General features: G+C 65.6%; 14 protein-coding genes. 5 read left to right on the top strand and 9 right to left on the bottom strand.

The genetic code is table 11. The features are described 5' to 3' along the window. Positions 1–186: 186 nt before the first annotated feature. Complete coding sequence (rpmE, locus tag LRP30_RS38800) at positions 187–414, bottom strand: 50S ribosomal protein L31 (RefSeq protein ID WP_027573780.1); 228 nt, start codon at positions 412–414, stop codon at positions 187–189. A 242-nt stretch (positions 415–656) separates the two neighbouring features. Here rpmE and LRP30_RS38795 point away from each other — a divergent pair, with 242 nt between their 5' ends. Continuing rightward, the gene (locus LRP30_RS38795; protein ID WP_249758217.1) at positions 657–2471 is read left to right on the top strand and encodes an ABC transporter ATP-binding protein/permease; all 1815 of its coding nucleotides are present in this window, start codon (positions 657–659) and stop codon (positions 2469–2471) included. A gap of 194 nt (positions 2472–2665) precedes the next feature. Here the strand turns inward: LRP30_RS38795 and LRP30_RS38790 are convergent, their stop codons facing one another. From LRP30_RS38790 to LRP30_RS38775, 4 genes are all read right to left on the bottom strand, one after another. After that, complete coding sequence (locus LRP30_RS38790; protein ID WP_128940069.1) at positions 2666–2872, bottom strand: hypothetical protein; 207 nt, start codon at positions 2870–2872, stop codon at positions 2666–2668. A gap of 79 nt (positions 2873–2951) precedes the next feature. Then, on the bottom strand, positions 2952–3398 hold the full coding sequence (locus LRP30_RS38785; protein ID WP_128936585.1) for a GNAT family N-acetyltransferase: 447 nt from the start codon (positions 3396–3398) through the stop codon (positions 2952–2954). After that, positions 3398–4426, bottom strand: coding sequence for a peptidoglycan -binding protein (locus tag LRP30_RS38780; RefSeq protein WP_128936584.1), 1029 nt, complete (start codon positions 4424–4426; stop codon positions 3398–3400). The genes LRP30_RS38785 and LRP30_RS38780 overlap by 1 nt, the downstream gene beginning before the upstream one ends. Positions 4427–4583: 157 nt before the next feature. Then, on the bottom strand, positions 4584–5600 hold the full coding sequence (locus tag LRP30_RS38775) for a flagellar motor protein MotA (protein WP_249758216.1): 1017 nt from the start codon (positions 5598–5600) through the stop codon (positions 4584–4586). A gap of 165 nt (positions 5601–5765) precedes the next feature. Between LRP30_RS38775 and LRP30_RS38770 the strand changes: the two genes are divergently transcribed. Then, positions 5766–6794, top strand: coding sequence for a cyclopropane-fatty-acyl-phospholipid synthase family protein (locus LRP30_RS38770; RefSeq protein ID WP_249758215.1), 1029 nt, complete (start codon positions 5766–5768; stop codon positions 6792–6794). Positions 6795–6821: 27 nt separating this feature from the next. Here the strand turns inward: LRP30_RS38770 and LRP30_RS38765 are convergent, their stop codons facing one another. After that, the gene (locus LRP30_RS38765; protein WP_249758214.1) at positions 6822–7325 is read right to left on the bottom strand and encodes an SRPBCC family protein; all 504 of its coding nucleotides are present in this window, start codon (positions 7323–7325) and stop codon (positions 6822–6824) included. A gap of 240 nt (positions 7326–7565) precedes the next feature. On the opposite strand from LRP30_RS38765, the gene LRP30_RS38760 reads away from it, so the two are divergent. From LRP30_RS38760 to LRP30_RS38750, 3 genes are all read left to right on the top strand, one after another. Beyond that, a complete protein-coding gene (locus LRP30_RS38760) occupies positions 7566–8477 on the top strand; it encodes a LysR family transcriptional regulator (protein WP_249758213.1) in 912 nt (303 codons plus the stop codon). Between the two features lie 243 nt (positions 8478–8720). Continuing rightward, positions 8721–9914, top strand: a complete 1194-nt coding sequence (locus LRP30_RS38755) for an efflux RND transporter periplasmic adaptor subunit (RefSeq protein WP_128955508.1) — start codon at positions 8721–8723, stop codon at positions 9912–9914. 6 nt (positions 9915–9920) lie between these two features. Next, positions 9921–13073: a multidrug efflux RND transporter permease subunit gene (locus LRP30_RS38750; RefSeq protein WP_249758212.1), complete on the top strand. Its 3153-nt coding sequence runs from the start codon at positions 9921–9923 to the stop codon at positions 13071–13073. 154 nt (positions 13074–13227) lie between these two features. On the opposite strand, the gene LRP30_RS38745 is transcribed toward LRP30_RS38750, so the two are convergent. The 3 genes from LRP30_RS38745 to LRP30_RS38735 form a co-directional block, all read right to left on the bottom strand. Next, positions 13228–14019: an inositol monophosphatase family protein gene (locus LRP30_RS38745; protein ID WP_128936577.1), complete on the bottom strand. Its 792-nt coding sequence runs from the start codon at positions 14017–14019 to the stop codon at positions 13228–13230. A gap of 85 nt (positions 14020–14104) precedes the next feature. Continuing rightward, entirely contained in the window at positions 14105–15187 is a 1083-nt protein-coding gene (locus LRP30_RS38740; protein ID WP_249758211.1) for a tetratricopeptide repeat protein, read from the bottom strand. Positions 15188–15195: 8 nt separating this feature from the next. Continuing rightward, the gene (locus tag LRP30_RS38735; RefSeq protein WP_249758210.1) at positions 15196–15870 is read right to left on the bottom strand and encodes a thiamine phosphate synthase; all 675 of its coding nucleotides are present in this window, start codon (positions 15868–15870) and stop codon (positions 15196–15198) included.

Below are 15870 nucleotides of genomic sequence, written 5' to 3'. Positions count from 1 at the left end.
GAGCCTCGAATGGCGACGGCCCGGCTGCGGCACCTCGGCCGTTCATCCTGCGAGGCTCCCGGTGTGATGCTTCGCATCGCGCCACTCGCGCCTCAGGATGACGGGTCTGGTAGCAACGTGCGGGCCCCAAAACAAAAACGCCCCTGGGCTCCCAGGGGCGTTTTTCGTCGCAGCCTTGCGGCCGGATCAATCCTTTTTGAGAAAGCCCGAAAACTTCTTCTGGAAGCGCGAAACGCGGCCGCCGCGGTCCATGATCTGGGCGCTGCCGCCGGTCCAGGCCGGGTGCGACTTCGGGTCGATGTCAAGGTTCAGCGTGTCGCCTTCCTTGCCCCAGGTCGAGCGGGTCAGGTACTCGGTTCCGTCGGTCATGACGACCTTAATCGTATGATAGTTCGGGTGAATTTCGGCTTTCATGGCAATTCCTCGGCGCCCGGGCGCCTCTTGGGTGGCTAGCGAATGACGGATTTGGCCGGCTCTATACCTCACGACCCCCCGCAAAACAAGCCATATGCCGGCTGGTGAACCGGGCTTGCCCCTAAGGGACATCCCGGATTTGCCACTCCCCTTGCACCAGCCTATTGGGAGCAAACGAATGCAATGGGTCGGATCTCATGAGCGCAGTGGAACGGCTTGATGAACAGTATGTTCAGCCCGAAATGAATTCCCAAGTGAATTCCGCCGACACTCCGTCGATCGAGGCCGATCTGATCGAGCAGCCCGCCAGGGGCCGCGCCAAGCTCCGGCCGCTGCTCGCGCTCGCGCCTTATGTGAGCCGCTATCGCGGCCGCGCCGCATTGGCCTTCGTCGCGCTGACGGTCGCGGCACTGACCACGCTGCTGGTGCCGGTCGCGGTGCGCCGGATGATCGATTTCGGCCTGACGCCCGAGGGCATCGAGCTGATCAACAGCTATTTCTCGGTAATGCTCGCGGTTGTCGCCGTGCTCGCGATGGCGAGCGCCGCGCGCTACTACCTCGTGATGACGATCGGCGAGCGCATCGTCGCCGACCTCAGGCGCGACGTCTTCGGCCACCTGTTGTCGCTCTCGCCGACCTTCTTCGACTCCGCGCGCAGCGGCGAGCTGATCTCGCGGCTCACCGCCGACACCACCCAGATCAAATCCGCCGTCGGCGCCTCGGTGTCGATCGCGCTGCGCAATCTCATGATGTTCCTCGGCGCCGCCGCGATGATGGTGATCACCAGCCCCAAATTGTCGGGCTTCGTGCTGCTGGCGATACCCTTGATCGTGCTGCCGCTGGTGGCGTTCGGACGCTGGGTGCGGCGGCTGTCGCGCAATGCGCAGGACACGCTCGCCGACGCCTCCGCCTATGCGGGCGAGCTGGTCGGCGCGATCCGCACCGTGCAGGCCTATACCAGCGAGCAGTTCGCCGAAAAGCGCTTCGGCGGCAATGTCGAGCAGGCCTATGAGGCGGCGCGGACCTCGACCCAGGCCCGCGCCGTGCTCACTGCCATCATCATCTTCATCGTATTCGCAAGCGTGGTCGCGATCCTCTGGATCGGCTCGCATGACGTGCTCACCGGTGCGATCACGCCGGGCCGGCTCGGTCAGTTCGTGCTTTATGCGGTGTTCGCCGCGGCGGGCCTCGGCCAGCTCAGCGAGGTCTGGGGCGAGGTGTCGGCGGCTTCGGGCGCGGCCGAGCGCCTGTTCGAGATCTTGCATGTAAGTCCCGAGATCACCGCGCCTGCGTCGCCGCGCGCGCTGCCGGTGCCGGCACGCGGCGAGGTCGGCTTCGATCGGGTCAGCTTCGCCTATCCGGCGCGGCCCGATGTCAAGGTGCTCGACACCGTGTCGTTCACCGTGCGCCCCGGCGAGAAGGTTGCGATCGTCGGCCCCTCCGGCGCCGGCAAGAGCACCATCTTTCATCTGCTGCTGCGCTTCTACGATCCGCGCAGCGGCGCGATCGCGCTCGACGGCGTGCCGGTCAGGTCCGCCGATCCGCACGATGTCCGCACTCGCATCGCGCTGGTGCCGCAGGAATCCGTAGTGTTCGCGGCAAGCGCCCGCGAGAACATTCGCTTCGGTCGGCCCGATGCCACCGATGCCGAGGTCGAGCGCGCCGCCGAGCTCGCGCATGCCGCCGAGTTCATCCGCCGTCTGCCCGAAGGCTTCGAGACGGCGCTCGGCGAGCGCGGCGTGACGCTCTCCGGCGGCCAGCGCCAGCGCATCGCCATCGCCCGCGCCATCCTGCGCGATGCGCCGCTGCTGCTGCTCGATGAAGCCACCTCCGCGCTCGATGCCGAAAGCGAGACGCTGGTACAGACCGCGCTGGAAGAGCTGATGCGCCACCGCACCACGCTGGTGATCGCACATCGCCTCGCCACCGTGCTGTCCTGCGACCGCATCCTGGTGATGGATCAGGGCGGGATCGTCGAGCAGGGCACGCATGCCGAGCTGGTCGCCGCGAACGGCCTCTATGCGCGGCTGGCGAGGTTGCAGTTCGAGGGGGCGTGAGGCGTTCGGAACGTTGCCAAAATCGCGACAGTGAGAGTGTTGCGATAACGTTCTACAATCTCGTCATTGCGAGCGAAGCGAAGCAATCCAGAATGTCTCCGCGAAGAGACTTTGGATTGCTTCGTCGCAAGAGCTCCTCGCAATGACGTGGGGAGGGAGCTGCGCACCACAACTGGGAGAGCGTCCAGCGGACATTACCGGCACTTCGGCGAGAGCGTCGGCACATTCGGCCACGGCCAGTTCTTCCAGCTGCCGTCCTCGCCGACGCAGGCCGATGCTGCAGGGCCGCTCGTATCGAGTTGCGTCGCAAAGCGCTGGTCGACATAGGTCGTCGACAGATATCCGGCGACGAAGACGCCCAGAAAGACCGAGGAACCCTTGGCCAGGTCGCGCAGCTTCATCGATCGTCTCCATCCGCTTGTCATCGCTGCTCTAGCTACAACGACTAACAGACGTCGCAGGATCCAGGCGTGACAGGCCTCACGCCCGCCATGCCATCTTCAGCACCGGACGGCCCGAGGTCGGGTTCACATCGTCGCCGGCATGGGCAAAGCCGTTGCGCTCATAGAAGCGGATGGCGCGCGCGTTGTCCTTGTTGACGAGCAGCGTGACGCCAGTCGGGGACAGGCGCTTGGCCTCATCCACCAGCAGCCTTGCTGCATCCGAGCCCCAATGGGCGGGATCGACCACGAGCTGGTCGAGATAGCCGTCGCCATCGATGGTGACGAAGCCGGTGAGGGCGCCATCCTGTTCGGCGACGACGATCGAGGCCTTCGGCACCAGGTCCTTGCGCCAGCGCTCGCGCCACCAATCGAGGCGGGCGGCGAAGTCGATCTGCGGATAGGCCTGCTGCCAGGTGCGATGCCAGAGGTCGATCGCGGCCGCTTCGTCCTCGGGCCGGTAGGGGCGGAGATGGAGGGCGCTCACTACCGCTCCGTCAGCTTCAGCTCGATACGGCGGTTGCGCTTGTAGGCCTCTTCCGTGTTGCCGGTATCGAGCGGCTGGAATTCACCAAAGCCGGCGGCGACGAGGCGCTGGGCGGGCACGCCGAGCGAGATCAGGTATTGCACCACCGAGATGGAGCGGGCGGCGGACAGGTCCCAGTTCGACTTGAAGTTCGGGCCGTTGACCGGGCGTACGTCGGTATGTCCGTCGACGCGCAGCACCCATGGAATCTCGCTCGGGATCTTCTTGTCGAGGTCGATCAGCGCGGTCGCCAAGGTGTCGAGCTCGGCGCGGCCCTCGGGCAGCAAGGTCGCCTGTCCGGTGTCGAAGAACACTTCGGACTGGAACACGAAACGGTCGCCGACGATGCGGATGTCGGGGCGGTTGCCGAGGATGGCGCGCAGGCGGCCGAAGAACTCCGAGCGGTAGCGCGACAATTCCTGCACGCGCTGCGCCAACGCGACGTTCAGGCGGGCCCCGAGATCGGCGATCCGGTTCTGCGATTCCTTGTCGCGCTTCTCGGAGGCATCCAGCGCCTCTTCCAGCGCCGCCAATTGCCGGCGCAGCGCGCTGATCTGCTGGTTCAGCACCTCGATCTGCGCCAGCGCCCGCGCCGAGACCGCTTTCTCGGAGTCCAGTGCCTTGCCGAGCTCGGCGGTCTTGCCTTGCGCGTCGCTGCCGGCATTGGCGAGACCTTCATAGAGGCCCTTCATGCGGTCGCGCTCGGATTCGGCCGAGGCAAGGCCGGCCCGCAGTTGCGAGACCTGGTCGTCGAGCGAGAGCTTGCCGAGCTTCTCCAGCGACAAGAGCTCGTTGAGCTGCGCGATCTTGGCGTTGAGCTGCTCCAGTGCCTTGTCCTTGCCGGTCACCTCCTGCGACAGGAAGAACTGCACGACCAAAAACACCGACAGCAGAAACACGATCGACAGCACCAGCGTCGACAGCGCGTCGACGAAGCCGGGCCAGTAGTTGAAGGCGCCTTCACTGCGGCGGCCGCGGGCAAGAGCCATGATCGTCTCCGTTTCATTCGTGTGCCGGACGCGCTGCAGCGTGTAACACTGCTGCGCAGAGCCGGGACCCAGAATCACTCGTCGAATGGGCGCCGGATCAGCGACGCATCACTTCGTGCTGCATCGCGTCCGGGGCACGAGATCTTTCGTCCTGTTCTCAACTCTTCTCGGGCTGGCGCGCAATGCGCTCCAAGAGGCGCCGGATCTCGCGGTTCTGTTCGCCCTGGCCGTCGGCCCATTCGCGGATCATCTGCTGCTCGGTGCGCATGTGCGAGACCAGCGCCTGGATGGCTTCGGCGAGGCTCGCCATCGCCGCGGTGGTGCCGCGGTTGGCGCTGCCTTCCTCGAGCACGGAGCGCAGCCGTTCGACCGCGGCCTGGAGCTCGCCGCTGGCCACGCCACCGCCGCTGGAAGCGACCGCCACTTCGCCGCTGCCGTATTCGCGCACGGTGGTGGCGAGCCAGTCTTCGAGGTCGGTGTAGAAGCGGTTCTGCGCCTGGCTCGATTGCAAATCGAGGAAGCCGAGGATCAGCGAGCCGGCGAGGCCGAACAGCGAGCTCGAGAACGAGATGCCCATGCCGCCGAGCGGGGCGGCCAGCCCCTCTTTCAGCGTGTCGAACAGGGCGCCGGAATCACTGCCGACCTTGAGCCCGTCGATCACCTTGCCGACCGAGCCGACCGTCTCGATCAGGCCCCAGAAGGTGCCGAGCAGGCCGAGGAAGACGAGCAGGCCGGTCATGTAGCGGGAGATGTCGCGGGCCTCGTCCAGGCGCGTCGCAATCGAATCGAGCAGATGCCGCATCGTGGTCTGGGTGATCGACATCCGTCCCGAGCGCTCGCCGCCGAGGATCGCCGCCATCGGCGCCAGCAGCTTCGGGTGCCGGGCCGGCGCCAGGCCGGGATCGGCGATGCGGAAATTGTTGACCCAGGACACCTCAGGGTAGAGCCGGATGACCTGGCGGAAGGCCAGCACGATGCCGATGAAAAGCACCGCTCCGATCAGGGCGTTGAGGCCGGGATTGGCGAAGAAGGCCTGGATGATCTGCTTGTAGAGCACCACGCCCACCAGCGCACACAGCACCAGGAAGACCAGCATCCGCACCAGGAAGACGCTGGGCGAGGACAGTTTGGTGTACTCAATATCCATGGTGGAGCGGGAAGTGCCAGACCGCATGCCGGTATCATCCATTACGAAGCTTGCTTGCGGGCGCACTATGGCACAGCGCCGGCCCAAAAAAAGCGCCGGATGCGCCGATTTCGGGGACAGCTTGGGGAACTCGGACCGAAAGCCGCGCTTTGATAGGCCGGTGTCTGCAAGAGCTCGCCATTCGGGGGCCGCATGAGCGTCGTTTCCGCGATCATCGGGACTGCCGAACGTGTGCCGTTGCCGGACGTGGTGATGCGTGCCGCGATCCAGCGCCTGTGCTCGCGCACGGCGACACGCCTGTCCAAGCTGGGGGCGGCCGACGATGCCGCCTTCGCCGGGCGGATGATGCTGCGGCCGATCGCCGAGGACGCGGATGCTGCCCGCGGCCGGCATGACGAGGTGCCCGCTTCCTTCCTCGCGCAGGTGCTCGGCCCCAACCGGAAATATTCGTGCTGTTTCTACAAGACCGATGCGACCTCCTTGCAGGAGGCGGAGGAGGAGGCGCTGCGCCAGACCGTCGAGCATGCCGGTCTGGCCGACGGCCAGGCCATCCTGGAGCTCGGCTGCGGCTGGGGCTCGCTGTCCCTGTGGATGGCGCGGCAGTTTCCGCACGCCCGGGTGACGGCGATCGCGACCTCGCAGGCGCAGCGCGCCTATGTCGAGGAGGAGGCGCGGCTGCGCGGATTGCTCAATCTGCGCGTGGTCACGGCCGACATGAACGTGTTCGCGCCCGAGGGCCAGTTCGACCGCATCGTCTCGGTCGAGATGTTCGAGCAGATGAGCAACTGGCGCAAGCTGATGACGCGTGCGCGGTCATGGCTCACGCCGGAGGGGCGGTTCTTCATGCACGTCGTCACCCACCGTTCCGGTTCGCATCTGCTTGACCCCGCCGATCCCGACGACTGGATCGCGCAGCACGTCTACACGAGCGGTCTGATGCCGAGCCATCACCTCGTCAGGCAATTCGACGATATCTTTGCGATCGAGAAGGAATGGTGCTGGAGCGGGACGCATTACCAGCGCACCGCCAACGACTGGCTCGCCAATTTCGATGCGCATCGCGACGCCATCGAGGCCTCCTTGCGCGGGGTCTATGGCGAGGAGGCCGCTCTCTGGATGCGTCGCTGGCGCTGGTTCCTGCTCGCGACCGCAGGCCTGTTCGGTTATGCCGACGGAACCGAATGGGGCGTCAGCCACTACCGCATGAAGGCCGCCGATTAGCGTGCATGCCGCGCCCCATTTCCCCTGTCAATTGCCCTCGGACACCCACTTCAATGTCGCCAGCCACAGATCGTGGCCCCGGTGCAGCAGGCTCTCATCGGCCTCTCGCAGGTGCGCGGCATCCTTGCCGACACCGACTTCATCGGTGACGACCAGGCAGCTCGCGCCGCGAGGGACCAAATACCAGGTATGATAGAAGCTCGGTTGCGTCCCCGGCGCGTAACCGTACCAGCCGAGGCGTGTATGCGGCACGTATTCGTTCACCTTGCTCTCGATCGACAGGCCGAACGTGGTCCATCGCCACGTCGTGTCGTTGCCCAGAACCTTGGTGCCCTCGGGAAGTTCGACGTCCCTGGCGTTCGGATACCATTGCGGCCACTTGCTGGCGTCCACGATGTGGCTCCAGACCTTCTCGCATGACGCGTTGATGAGAAGCTCGTTGTGCGCAAACAGATCCGCAGTCGCAGGATTGAAGCGCTCTGGCCAGTGAATCTCGTTCGAGCGCATCGCGAGGTCTTGCTTCATCGTCATGATCGCTTCCTTTTTTGTGCCTGGGGAAGGTGCGTTAGTTTGCGCGCCGGCAGAGGCGGCGATCGAAAGCAGCGACGCGCCTAGCAGCGTCCAGCGCGTGCAATACCTGATGCTCTGAAAATAAGACCGTTTCGTCATGTTCGCCTCCGCGTCTTCGGTGGCGACACAGATGTCAGATGGTGATTGCGGATCCAATTTCCGTTATGTCAAAATAGACATTCATATAAATCAGGAATTGCGATGCCCTTCGATGGACGGTTGCTATCGGGTGTGACTGTCCTCTCGGCCGTCATCGAGGCCGGCACCATCGCACGCGCAGCCGATGCGCTGGGCCTGACGGCCTCGGCCGTCAGCCGCGCCATATCGCGTCTGGAAGCGCGCGTCGGGGTCAGATTGCTTGAACGCACGACGCGCTCGCTCTCCTTGACCGATGAGGGGCGACGCTTCTACGAGCGCGTCGGACCGCACCTTGCCGGCATCGAAGAAGCTGCAACCGAGGCTTCGGGCTCCGCCGGCATCGTACGCGGACGGCTCAGGGTGAACGTCGACCCGTTCTTCTCGCGCATCGTCCTGTCATCTCACATCAGGACGTTCCTGGTGCAGCATCCGCAAGTCTCGCTGGAGCTTCTCATGCGTGACGCGATCGGAGATCTCGGCGCCGGCGGCTTCGATCTCGCGTTGCGGTTCGGTGAGCCGCCGCAGGGTTCGTTGGTGGCGCGCAAGCTCGTCGAGACCCGCGTTCTCACTGTTGCCTCGCCCGCCTATATCGCCGAGCACGGCCAGCCACGACATCCGTCCGAAGTCCCGGACCACGATTGCATCGGCTTCTATGACGCGGCGAACCAGCGGCCTTTCGATTGGGAGTTTCGTAAGGGGAAAGAGGTGCTCCCCGTGAAGGTGTCCGCCCGCGTTCTGGTTTCGGATGTCGGCGCCATGCTCTCGGCTTGCGTAGCCGGCGCAGGCATTGCGCAGATTCTCCAACTGGGCAGCAGTCACCTCGTGCAAAGCGGAGCATTGGTCAATCTGTTTCCGGAATGGTCAGGTGAGATGTTCCCGCTCTATGCCCTGTTTCCGTCGCGCCAGCACCAGCCCGCGAAAGTGCGGAGCTTCATCGACTTCTGCCTCAGTGTGATCGCAAAGGAGAATGCCTGAAGGTTTGCCGGATTGCGATCTTCTGTCGCAGCACGCGCTGATGGAACCCGACTCACAATTCGGTGAGTCCCGAAAAGCTTCAAAAAGTCAGCACGATAGATCGTGTGACAATGAGCCGCCCGCGCCATGCGTTGCATCGCAGCAGGCGCATTCTATTTTGGCGGCATCGGCCGCGTGCAAAGAGCCCAGAACGGGCCCGCGCGGAGCGTGATCAGTTACAGCAAAATCGGGGCGACTCACTTCATGTCAGGACTTCGTGCGCGATCGGCATGCGTTGCAATGATGCTCGCGGCCCTAGCGCCGCTGCTGGTGGGCTGTGACGAGTCCAGCTCGGCCGTATCCGCCGCTCCGCCGTCCGACCCTGACGTCAGCATCGTCGTCATCAAGCCGCAGCCGCGCGCCGTGGTGCGGGAGCTGCCGGGCCGCATCGCGCCGACGCGTGTCTCCGACGTGCGGCCGCGCGTCTCCGGCATCGTGGTCGAGCGCCTGTTCCGCCAGGGCAGCGAAGTGAAGGCGGGCGATCCGCTCTACCGCATCGATCCACGTCCGTTCGAGGTCGAGGTGTTGGCCAACGAGGCCGCGGTCGCCAAGGCCGAAGCTGCTGCGATGCAGGCGCACCAGCAGGCACGCCGCATCGCCACGCTCACCAGGGATCGCGCCGCGCCAGAGGCCGAGAACGAAAAGGCAATCGCCGCCGAGCGGCAGGCCCAGGCCGAGGTCGAGGGACGCAAGGCGGACCTCGCGCGCGCAAAACTCAATCTCGATTACGCTACCGTGCGCGCGCCGATCGACGGTGTCGTCGGTGCGGCGCTGGTCAGCGAAGGCGCGCTCGTTGTGCAGAACGAGACCAATCTCGCCAGCATCCAGCAGCTCGATCCGATCTATGCAGACTTCACCCAATCGGTGACCGAGCTCAACCAGCTCCGCCGCGCCTTCGAAACCGGCGATCTCGAGCGCATCGCGCCCGATGCCGCCAAGGTGCGCCTCGTGCTCGATGACAACACCACCTATTCGCTCGACGGCAAACTGCTGTTCTCCGACGCCAAGGTCGATGCCCACACCGGCCAGGTGACACTGCGCGGCGAATTCCGCAATCCCAAGCGCGAGCTCCTGCCGGGCATGTATGTCCGCGTCCGCATCGACCAGGGTCTGGACGCCGACGCGATCGCGGTGCCGCAGCAGGCGATTCAGCGCAATGGCGGCGGCGGCAGCGAGGTCTTCGTCGTCAAGGACGACAACCACATCGCGGTGCAGGCGGTGCGCACCGGTTCGGTGCAGGACGGATTCTGGTTTATCACCGAAGGCCTGAAGGCCGGTGACAAGGTCGTGGTCGAAGGCTTCCAGAAATTTGCGGCCGGCGACAAGGTCAAACCGCAATCATGGTCGGAGGCGGACGCGACCGCGGACAACCGGCATGCCCAGAAGCTCACGCGGTAACGCGCCATGCCGAGTTTCTTCATCGACAGGCCGATCTTTGCCTGGGTGGTCGCGCTATTCATCTGCTTGATCGGTGCGATTGCGGTTCCGCTGCTGCCGATCGCGCAATATCCGATCATCGCGCCACCCTCGATCTCGGTCTCGACCAGCTATCCCGGCGCCTCGCCGGAGAACCTCTACAACAGCGTCACGCGGCTGATCGAGGAGGAGCTCAACGGCGCCTCCGGCATCCTCAATTTCGAATCGACCAGCGATTCGCTCGGCCAGGTCGAGATCATCGCCAACTTCCAGCCGGGCACCGATACCAGCGCCGCCTCGGTCGAGGTGCAGAACCGCATCAAGCGCGTCGAGGCGCGCTTGCCGCGCGCGGTGATGCAGCAGGGCATCCTGATCGAGGAAGCCTCCAGCGCGGTGCTTCAGATCATCACGCTGAACTCGACCGACGGTAGCCTCGATGAGGTCGGCCTCGGCGACTTCATGATCCGGAACGTGCTCGGCGAGATCCGCCGCATTCCCGGCGTCGGCCGCGCCACGCTCTACTCGACCGAGCGCAGCTTGCGCGTCTGGGTCGATCCGGCCAAGCTGGTCGGCTATGGGCTGACCGCCGACGACGTCAACAAGGCCATCGCCGCGCAGAACGCGCAGGTCGCCTCGGGCAGCATCGGCGCTGAGCCGTCGACGTCGAGCCAACGCACCTCCTCGCTGGTGCTGGTCAAAGGCCAGCTCTCGTCCCCGGACGAGTTCGGCGCCATCATCCTGCGCGCCAACGCCGACGGTTCGACCGTTCGCCTGCGCGACGTCGCGCGCATCGAGGTCGGCGGCCTCAGCTACCAATTCAACACGCGCCTCGACGGCAAGCCGACCGCCGGTCTTTCCGTGCTGATGTCGCCGACCGGCAATGCGCTGGCGACCGCGAGTGCCGTCGAAGAGAAGATGAAGGAGCTGTCGCGCTTCTTCCCGGCCAATATCACTTACGAGATCCCCTACAACATCACGCCCGTGGTCGAGGCTTCGATCAAGAAGGTGCTGTCGACGCTGGTCGAGGCCGTGGTGCTGGTGTTCGTGGTGATGTTCTTGTTCCTCCAGAACATCCGCTACACCATCATTCCGACCATCGTGGTGCCGGTGGCGCTGTTAGGGGCCTGTTCCACGCTGCTGCTCGCCGGCTACTCCATCAACATGCTCTCGATGTTCGGCATGGTGCTCGCGGTCGGCATCCTCGTCGACGACGCCATCGTCGTGGTCGAGAACGTCGAGCGCATCATGGCCGAGGAAGGCCTGCCGCCGAAGGAAGCGACGCGCAAGGCGATGTCGCAGATCACCGGCGCCATCATCGGCATCACCTTGGTGCTGATGGCGGTGTTCGTGCCGATGGCATTCTTCCCGGGCTCGGTCGGCATCATCTATCGCCAGTTCTCCGTGACCATGGTCGCAGCGATCGGCTTCTCCGCCTTCCTCGCGCTGTCGCTGACGCCGGCGCTGTGCGCGACCCTGCTCAAGCCCGTCGCCGCCGGTCACGGCCATGCCAGGAAGGGCGTGTTCGGCTGGTTCAACCGCGTGCTCGAAGGCGGCAAGGAGGGCTATTCCCGCACCGTCGGCTTCTCGCTGAAGCGCACCGGCCGCCTGATGCTGGTCTATGTCGCGCTGCTGGCCGGTCTGTCCTGGGCCTTCGTCAACCTGCCTGGCGGCTTCCTGCCCGTCGACGACCAGGGCTTCGTCACCACCGACGTGCAGACGCCGTCGGATTCGTCCTATGCCCGCACCGAGGCGGTGATCGAGAAGGTGGAAAAATATCTGGCACAGCGGCCCGGTGTCGACAACGTCACCTTCCTCACCGGCTTCAGCTTCTCCGGCCAGGGCATGAACACCGCGCAGGCCTTCATCACCTTGAAGGACTGGTCCGAGCGCGGGCCGAAGGATTCCGCCGCAGCGATCGTCAACGACATCAACCGCGATCTGTCCTCGATCCGCGATGCCAAGATCTCAGCCCTCCAGCCGCCGCCGATCGACAATCTCGGCAATTCCTCGGGCTTCTCATTCCGCCTCCAGGACCGTGGCCAGAAGGGCTATACGGCGCTCATGCGCGCCGCTGATCAGCTGATCGCGGAGGCCAATGCGAGCCCGGTGCTGCAGAAGGTCTATGTCGAAGGCCTGCCCGAGGCCGGCGTGGTCAATCTCGTGATCGACCGCGAGAAGGCCGGCGCGTTCGGCGTCACCTTCGAGGACATCAACAACACGATCTCGACCAATCTCGGCTCGAACTACATCAACGACTTCCCGAACCGCGGCCGCATGCAGCGCGTCGTGGTGCAGGCAGATAGCCGCGACCGCATGCGGACCGAGGACATCCTCAACTACAACGTCAAGAACAGCCGCGGCCAGCTGGTGCCGTTCTCGTCCTTTGCCACTGTGGAATGGGCGCGCGGGCCGACCCAGATCGCCGGCTTCAACTACTATCCGGCGGTGCGCATCTCCGGGGAGGCGAAACCCGGCTTCACCTCGGGCGACGCGATCGCCGAGATGGAGCGGCTCGCCGGCCGGTTGCCGCGCGGCTTTGGCTATGAATGGACGGGACAGTCGCTCCAGGAGAAGCTCTCGGGCTCGCAGGCGCCGTTCCTGCTGGCGCTGTCGGTGTTCGTGGTGTTCCTGTGCCTTGCCGCACTCTATGAAAGCTGGACCATTCCGCTCGCGGTGCTGCTGACCGTGCCGCTCGGCATCGTCGGAGCAGTGAGCGCGGCGATGCTGCGGGGCCTGCCTAACGACGTCTATTTCACCGTCGGCCTGATCACCATCATCGGCCTCGCGGCAAAGGACGCGATCCTGATCATCGAGTTCGCGAAAGATCTGCGCAAGGAGGGCAAGCCGCTGGTGGAAGCCACCATCGAGGCCTGCCGCCTGCGCTTCCGCCCGATCCTGATGACCGGCCTTGCCTTCATCTGCGGCGTGCTGCCGATGGCGATCGCCCACGGCGCCGGCGGCGCCAGCCAGCAAGCGCTCGGCTCCGTCGTGATGGGCGGCATGATCGCGGTGGTGATCCTGGCGCTCTTGATGGTGCCGGTGTTCTTCGTCTCGGTGCAGCGTGTGCTGGGCGGGGATCGGGAGCCGAAGATGGCGAAGGAAGACGAGGCCTACGGGCCGCCGGCGCCGGTGAAGCCGTAGGCACACTGTCATGTCCCGCGCAGGCGGGGCATCCAGTACGCCGCGGCATCTCCGTATCCAACTGATGTCTCTGGAATACTGGATCACCCGCTCCAGTGCGCAATTGCGCACAAGGCGGGTGATGACAGCGGAATGCGGAGCGCGAGCTTCCGCCTTACGCCGCCTTCCGCAAAATCTTCACCAGCTCTCCGTGCACGAACTCGTTGCCGCACACCACGTGCCCCTTCGTCAGCGCATCGCCGGGCGTGTCGATGTCGCTCACGGTGCCGCCGGCTTCCTTCACCATGATCTGGCCGGCCGCGATGTCCCAGGGCGAGAGATTCCGTTCCCAATAGCCGTCGAGACGGCCGGCGGCGACGAAGGCGAGGTCGAGCGAGGCGGCGCCGAAGCGGCGCAGGCCCGCGACGCGGTCCTGGATCGCGGTCATCTCGCGGCGGAATTCCTCGTGGTCGCCGCGGCCGATATGGGGCAGGCCGCAGCCCACCACGCATTCGTTGAGCTGGCGACGGCCGGCCACGCGCAGCCGCTGGTCGTTGAGGAAGGCGCCCTTGCCGCGCTCGGCGATGTAGAGCTCGTCATTGGCGGGATTGTAGATCACGCCCGCGATCACGGTGCCCTCGCGTGCGAGGCCGATCGAGATCGCGAATTGCGGGATGCCGTGCAGGAAGTTGGTGGTGCCGTCCAGGGGATCGACGATCCAGGTGTGGCTCTTGTCGCTGCCTTCGCGGGTGCCGCCCTCCTCACCGATGAAGCCGTAGCCCGGGCGAGCCTTGGCGAGATCCTGATAGAGGATCTCCTCGGCACGCTTGTCGGCGAGCGAGACGAAATTCGCCGGGCCCTTCAGCGAGACCTGGAGATGCTCGATCTCGCCGAGATCGCGCTTGAGGCTGCGACCGGCGCGGCGCGCGGCCTTGACCATGACATTGATAGTTGCGGAGTACAGCATGAGCTCTGGTCTTGATCGGGGGAAATTGGCGCGAAATCGCGCCCGTTTGAGGGATGGGGTGCCCTGCGAGGGCGCCAAGGTCAAGTCATTTGGTCCCGAGCCATTTCTTTGCGGCGGCTTCCGCCTTGGCCCGGTCCTCGGCCGGCAGATCGGACAATTGCTTGTCGAGCTCCGGGTCGCCCTTGCCGGCGGTCTTGGCCACCAGGTGCCATTTGAAGCCCTCGACCTTGTCCACGGCCGTGCCCATGCCGTTGATCAGCACCCAGGCCAGCCGGTTCTGCGCGATCGCGCTGCCCTGGCGCGATGCCTTGCGGAGCAACGCCACAGCGGCCGGCTGGTTCTTCGGCGTGCCGGTGCCGTTGAACAGCGCGATGGCGTATTCGACCTCGGCATCGACATTGTCGGCCAGCGTCGCGGCCTGGAGCAGCCGCACCGCGCGTTCCGGGTCCTTCGGCACACCGGTGCCCTCCTTGTAAAAGGTCGCGAGCGCGTATTGCGCCTCGGGCAGGCCGCCATCGGCGGCCTGGCGCAACAGCTCGGCGGACCGCTTGACGTCCTGCGGCAGGGTCTGGCCGTCCAGGTAAAGCAGAGCGAGGTTATAGGCCGCCTTGGGCTCGCCCAGCTTGGCGGCGGAGGCCATCAGCTTCACCGCTTCGCCCTTGTCGACCGGGCCGCCGCGGCCGGACATGCGCAGCATGGCGAGCGCGAACATCGCCTCGCGGTCGCCGGCATCCGCAGCGCGCTTGTACCATTCCTGTGCCTTGGCGTAGTCGCGGCGGATGCCCATGGCATTGGAATAGAGCTCGCCGAGCATGGTCATCGCCTTGGGATCGCCTCCTTGCGCGCGGGCGGTGGCGAGCTCGAACGCCGTCTTGTACTGGCCGCGCTGATAGGCGCCGAACACCAGATCGACGTTGGAATTGTCGGTCGGCGGCGCGGGGATCACGGTCGCGGCCGGGGCCGGCTTGGAGGAGGGGGCCGGCTTGGGCGAAGCCGAAGGCTTCGGCGCCGGTGCGGCCTCCTTCTTGTTGGTGAGCGCGTGCGGCTTGGGCTTCTGTTTTTCGGCGGGGGGGCTCGGCGTTGTGGCCGGCGGGGTGATCTGGAGCTGCGCGGCCGCGGGCGCTGTGAGCAGCAGCGTGGCCAAAATGGTGATGCGCGGGAGCTTCATGTCGGGCGCTAGCCGTGCTCCTGGCCAGCCGGCGCCGTCGCATGGGCCTTCTTGATTGCAGCATCGGCCTCGACCAGCGCGGCCTTGGGCCCGCGCGGATCGGCCCAGATGAACTCGCCGGCCAGCACGAAATCGGCACCGCTGGCGGCGAAATCGTAGGCCTCCTCGAGCGAGGTGGCAAAGCCGACGCAGGGCGGCTCGAACAGCTCGGCCCACCAGTCCAGCCGCTCGGCGATCGCCTGCGACGACGGCCGCTGGCCGCTGGCGTCGGGCTCGCCGAACAGCACGTAGTCGGCGCCCATCTCGCCCGCGCTCATGGAATCGTGGCGCGTGGCGAGCCCGCCGACACCGGCAATGCGATCCGGCTTGAGCGAGGGCGCCGCCTCTTCCAGCGCGGCAAGGCCCGTGAGATGCGCACCATCGGCGCCGCCGCGCGCCACCAGTTCGGCATGGCCGTCGATGAGCAGCGCGGCGCCCGCCTTCTGCACCGGCGGCGCGAAGGCCTTGATGCGCGAGATCATCGTGCGCTGGTCGGTCTCCTTCAGCCGTAGCAGCACGGCCGCGACATCGGCAGAGGCGAGCAGCGCAGGCAGCTCGGCCACAAGCGAAGCGGGGTCATCGACAACAGGCGTCGCGAGATAGAGACGCGGCGCCGGGCGCGGCGGAGGCGGTTTGTTCGACAA

Source organism: Bradyrhizobium sp. C-145 (assembly GCF_023375135.1).
Taxonomy (GTDB): domain Bacteria; phylum Pseudomonadota; class Alphaproteobacteria; order Rhizobiales; family Xanthobacteraceae; genus Bradyrhizobium; species Bradyrhizobium zhanjiangense.
This window is presented reverse-complemented; position numbering and strand designations above follow the sequence as displayed.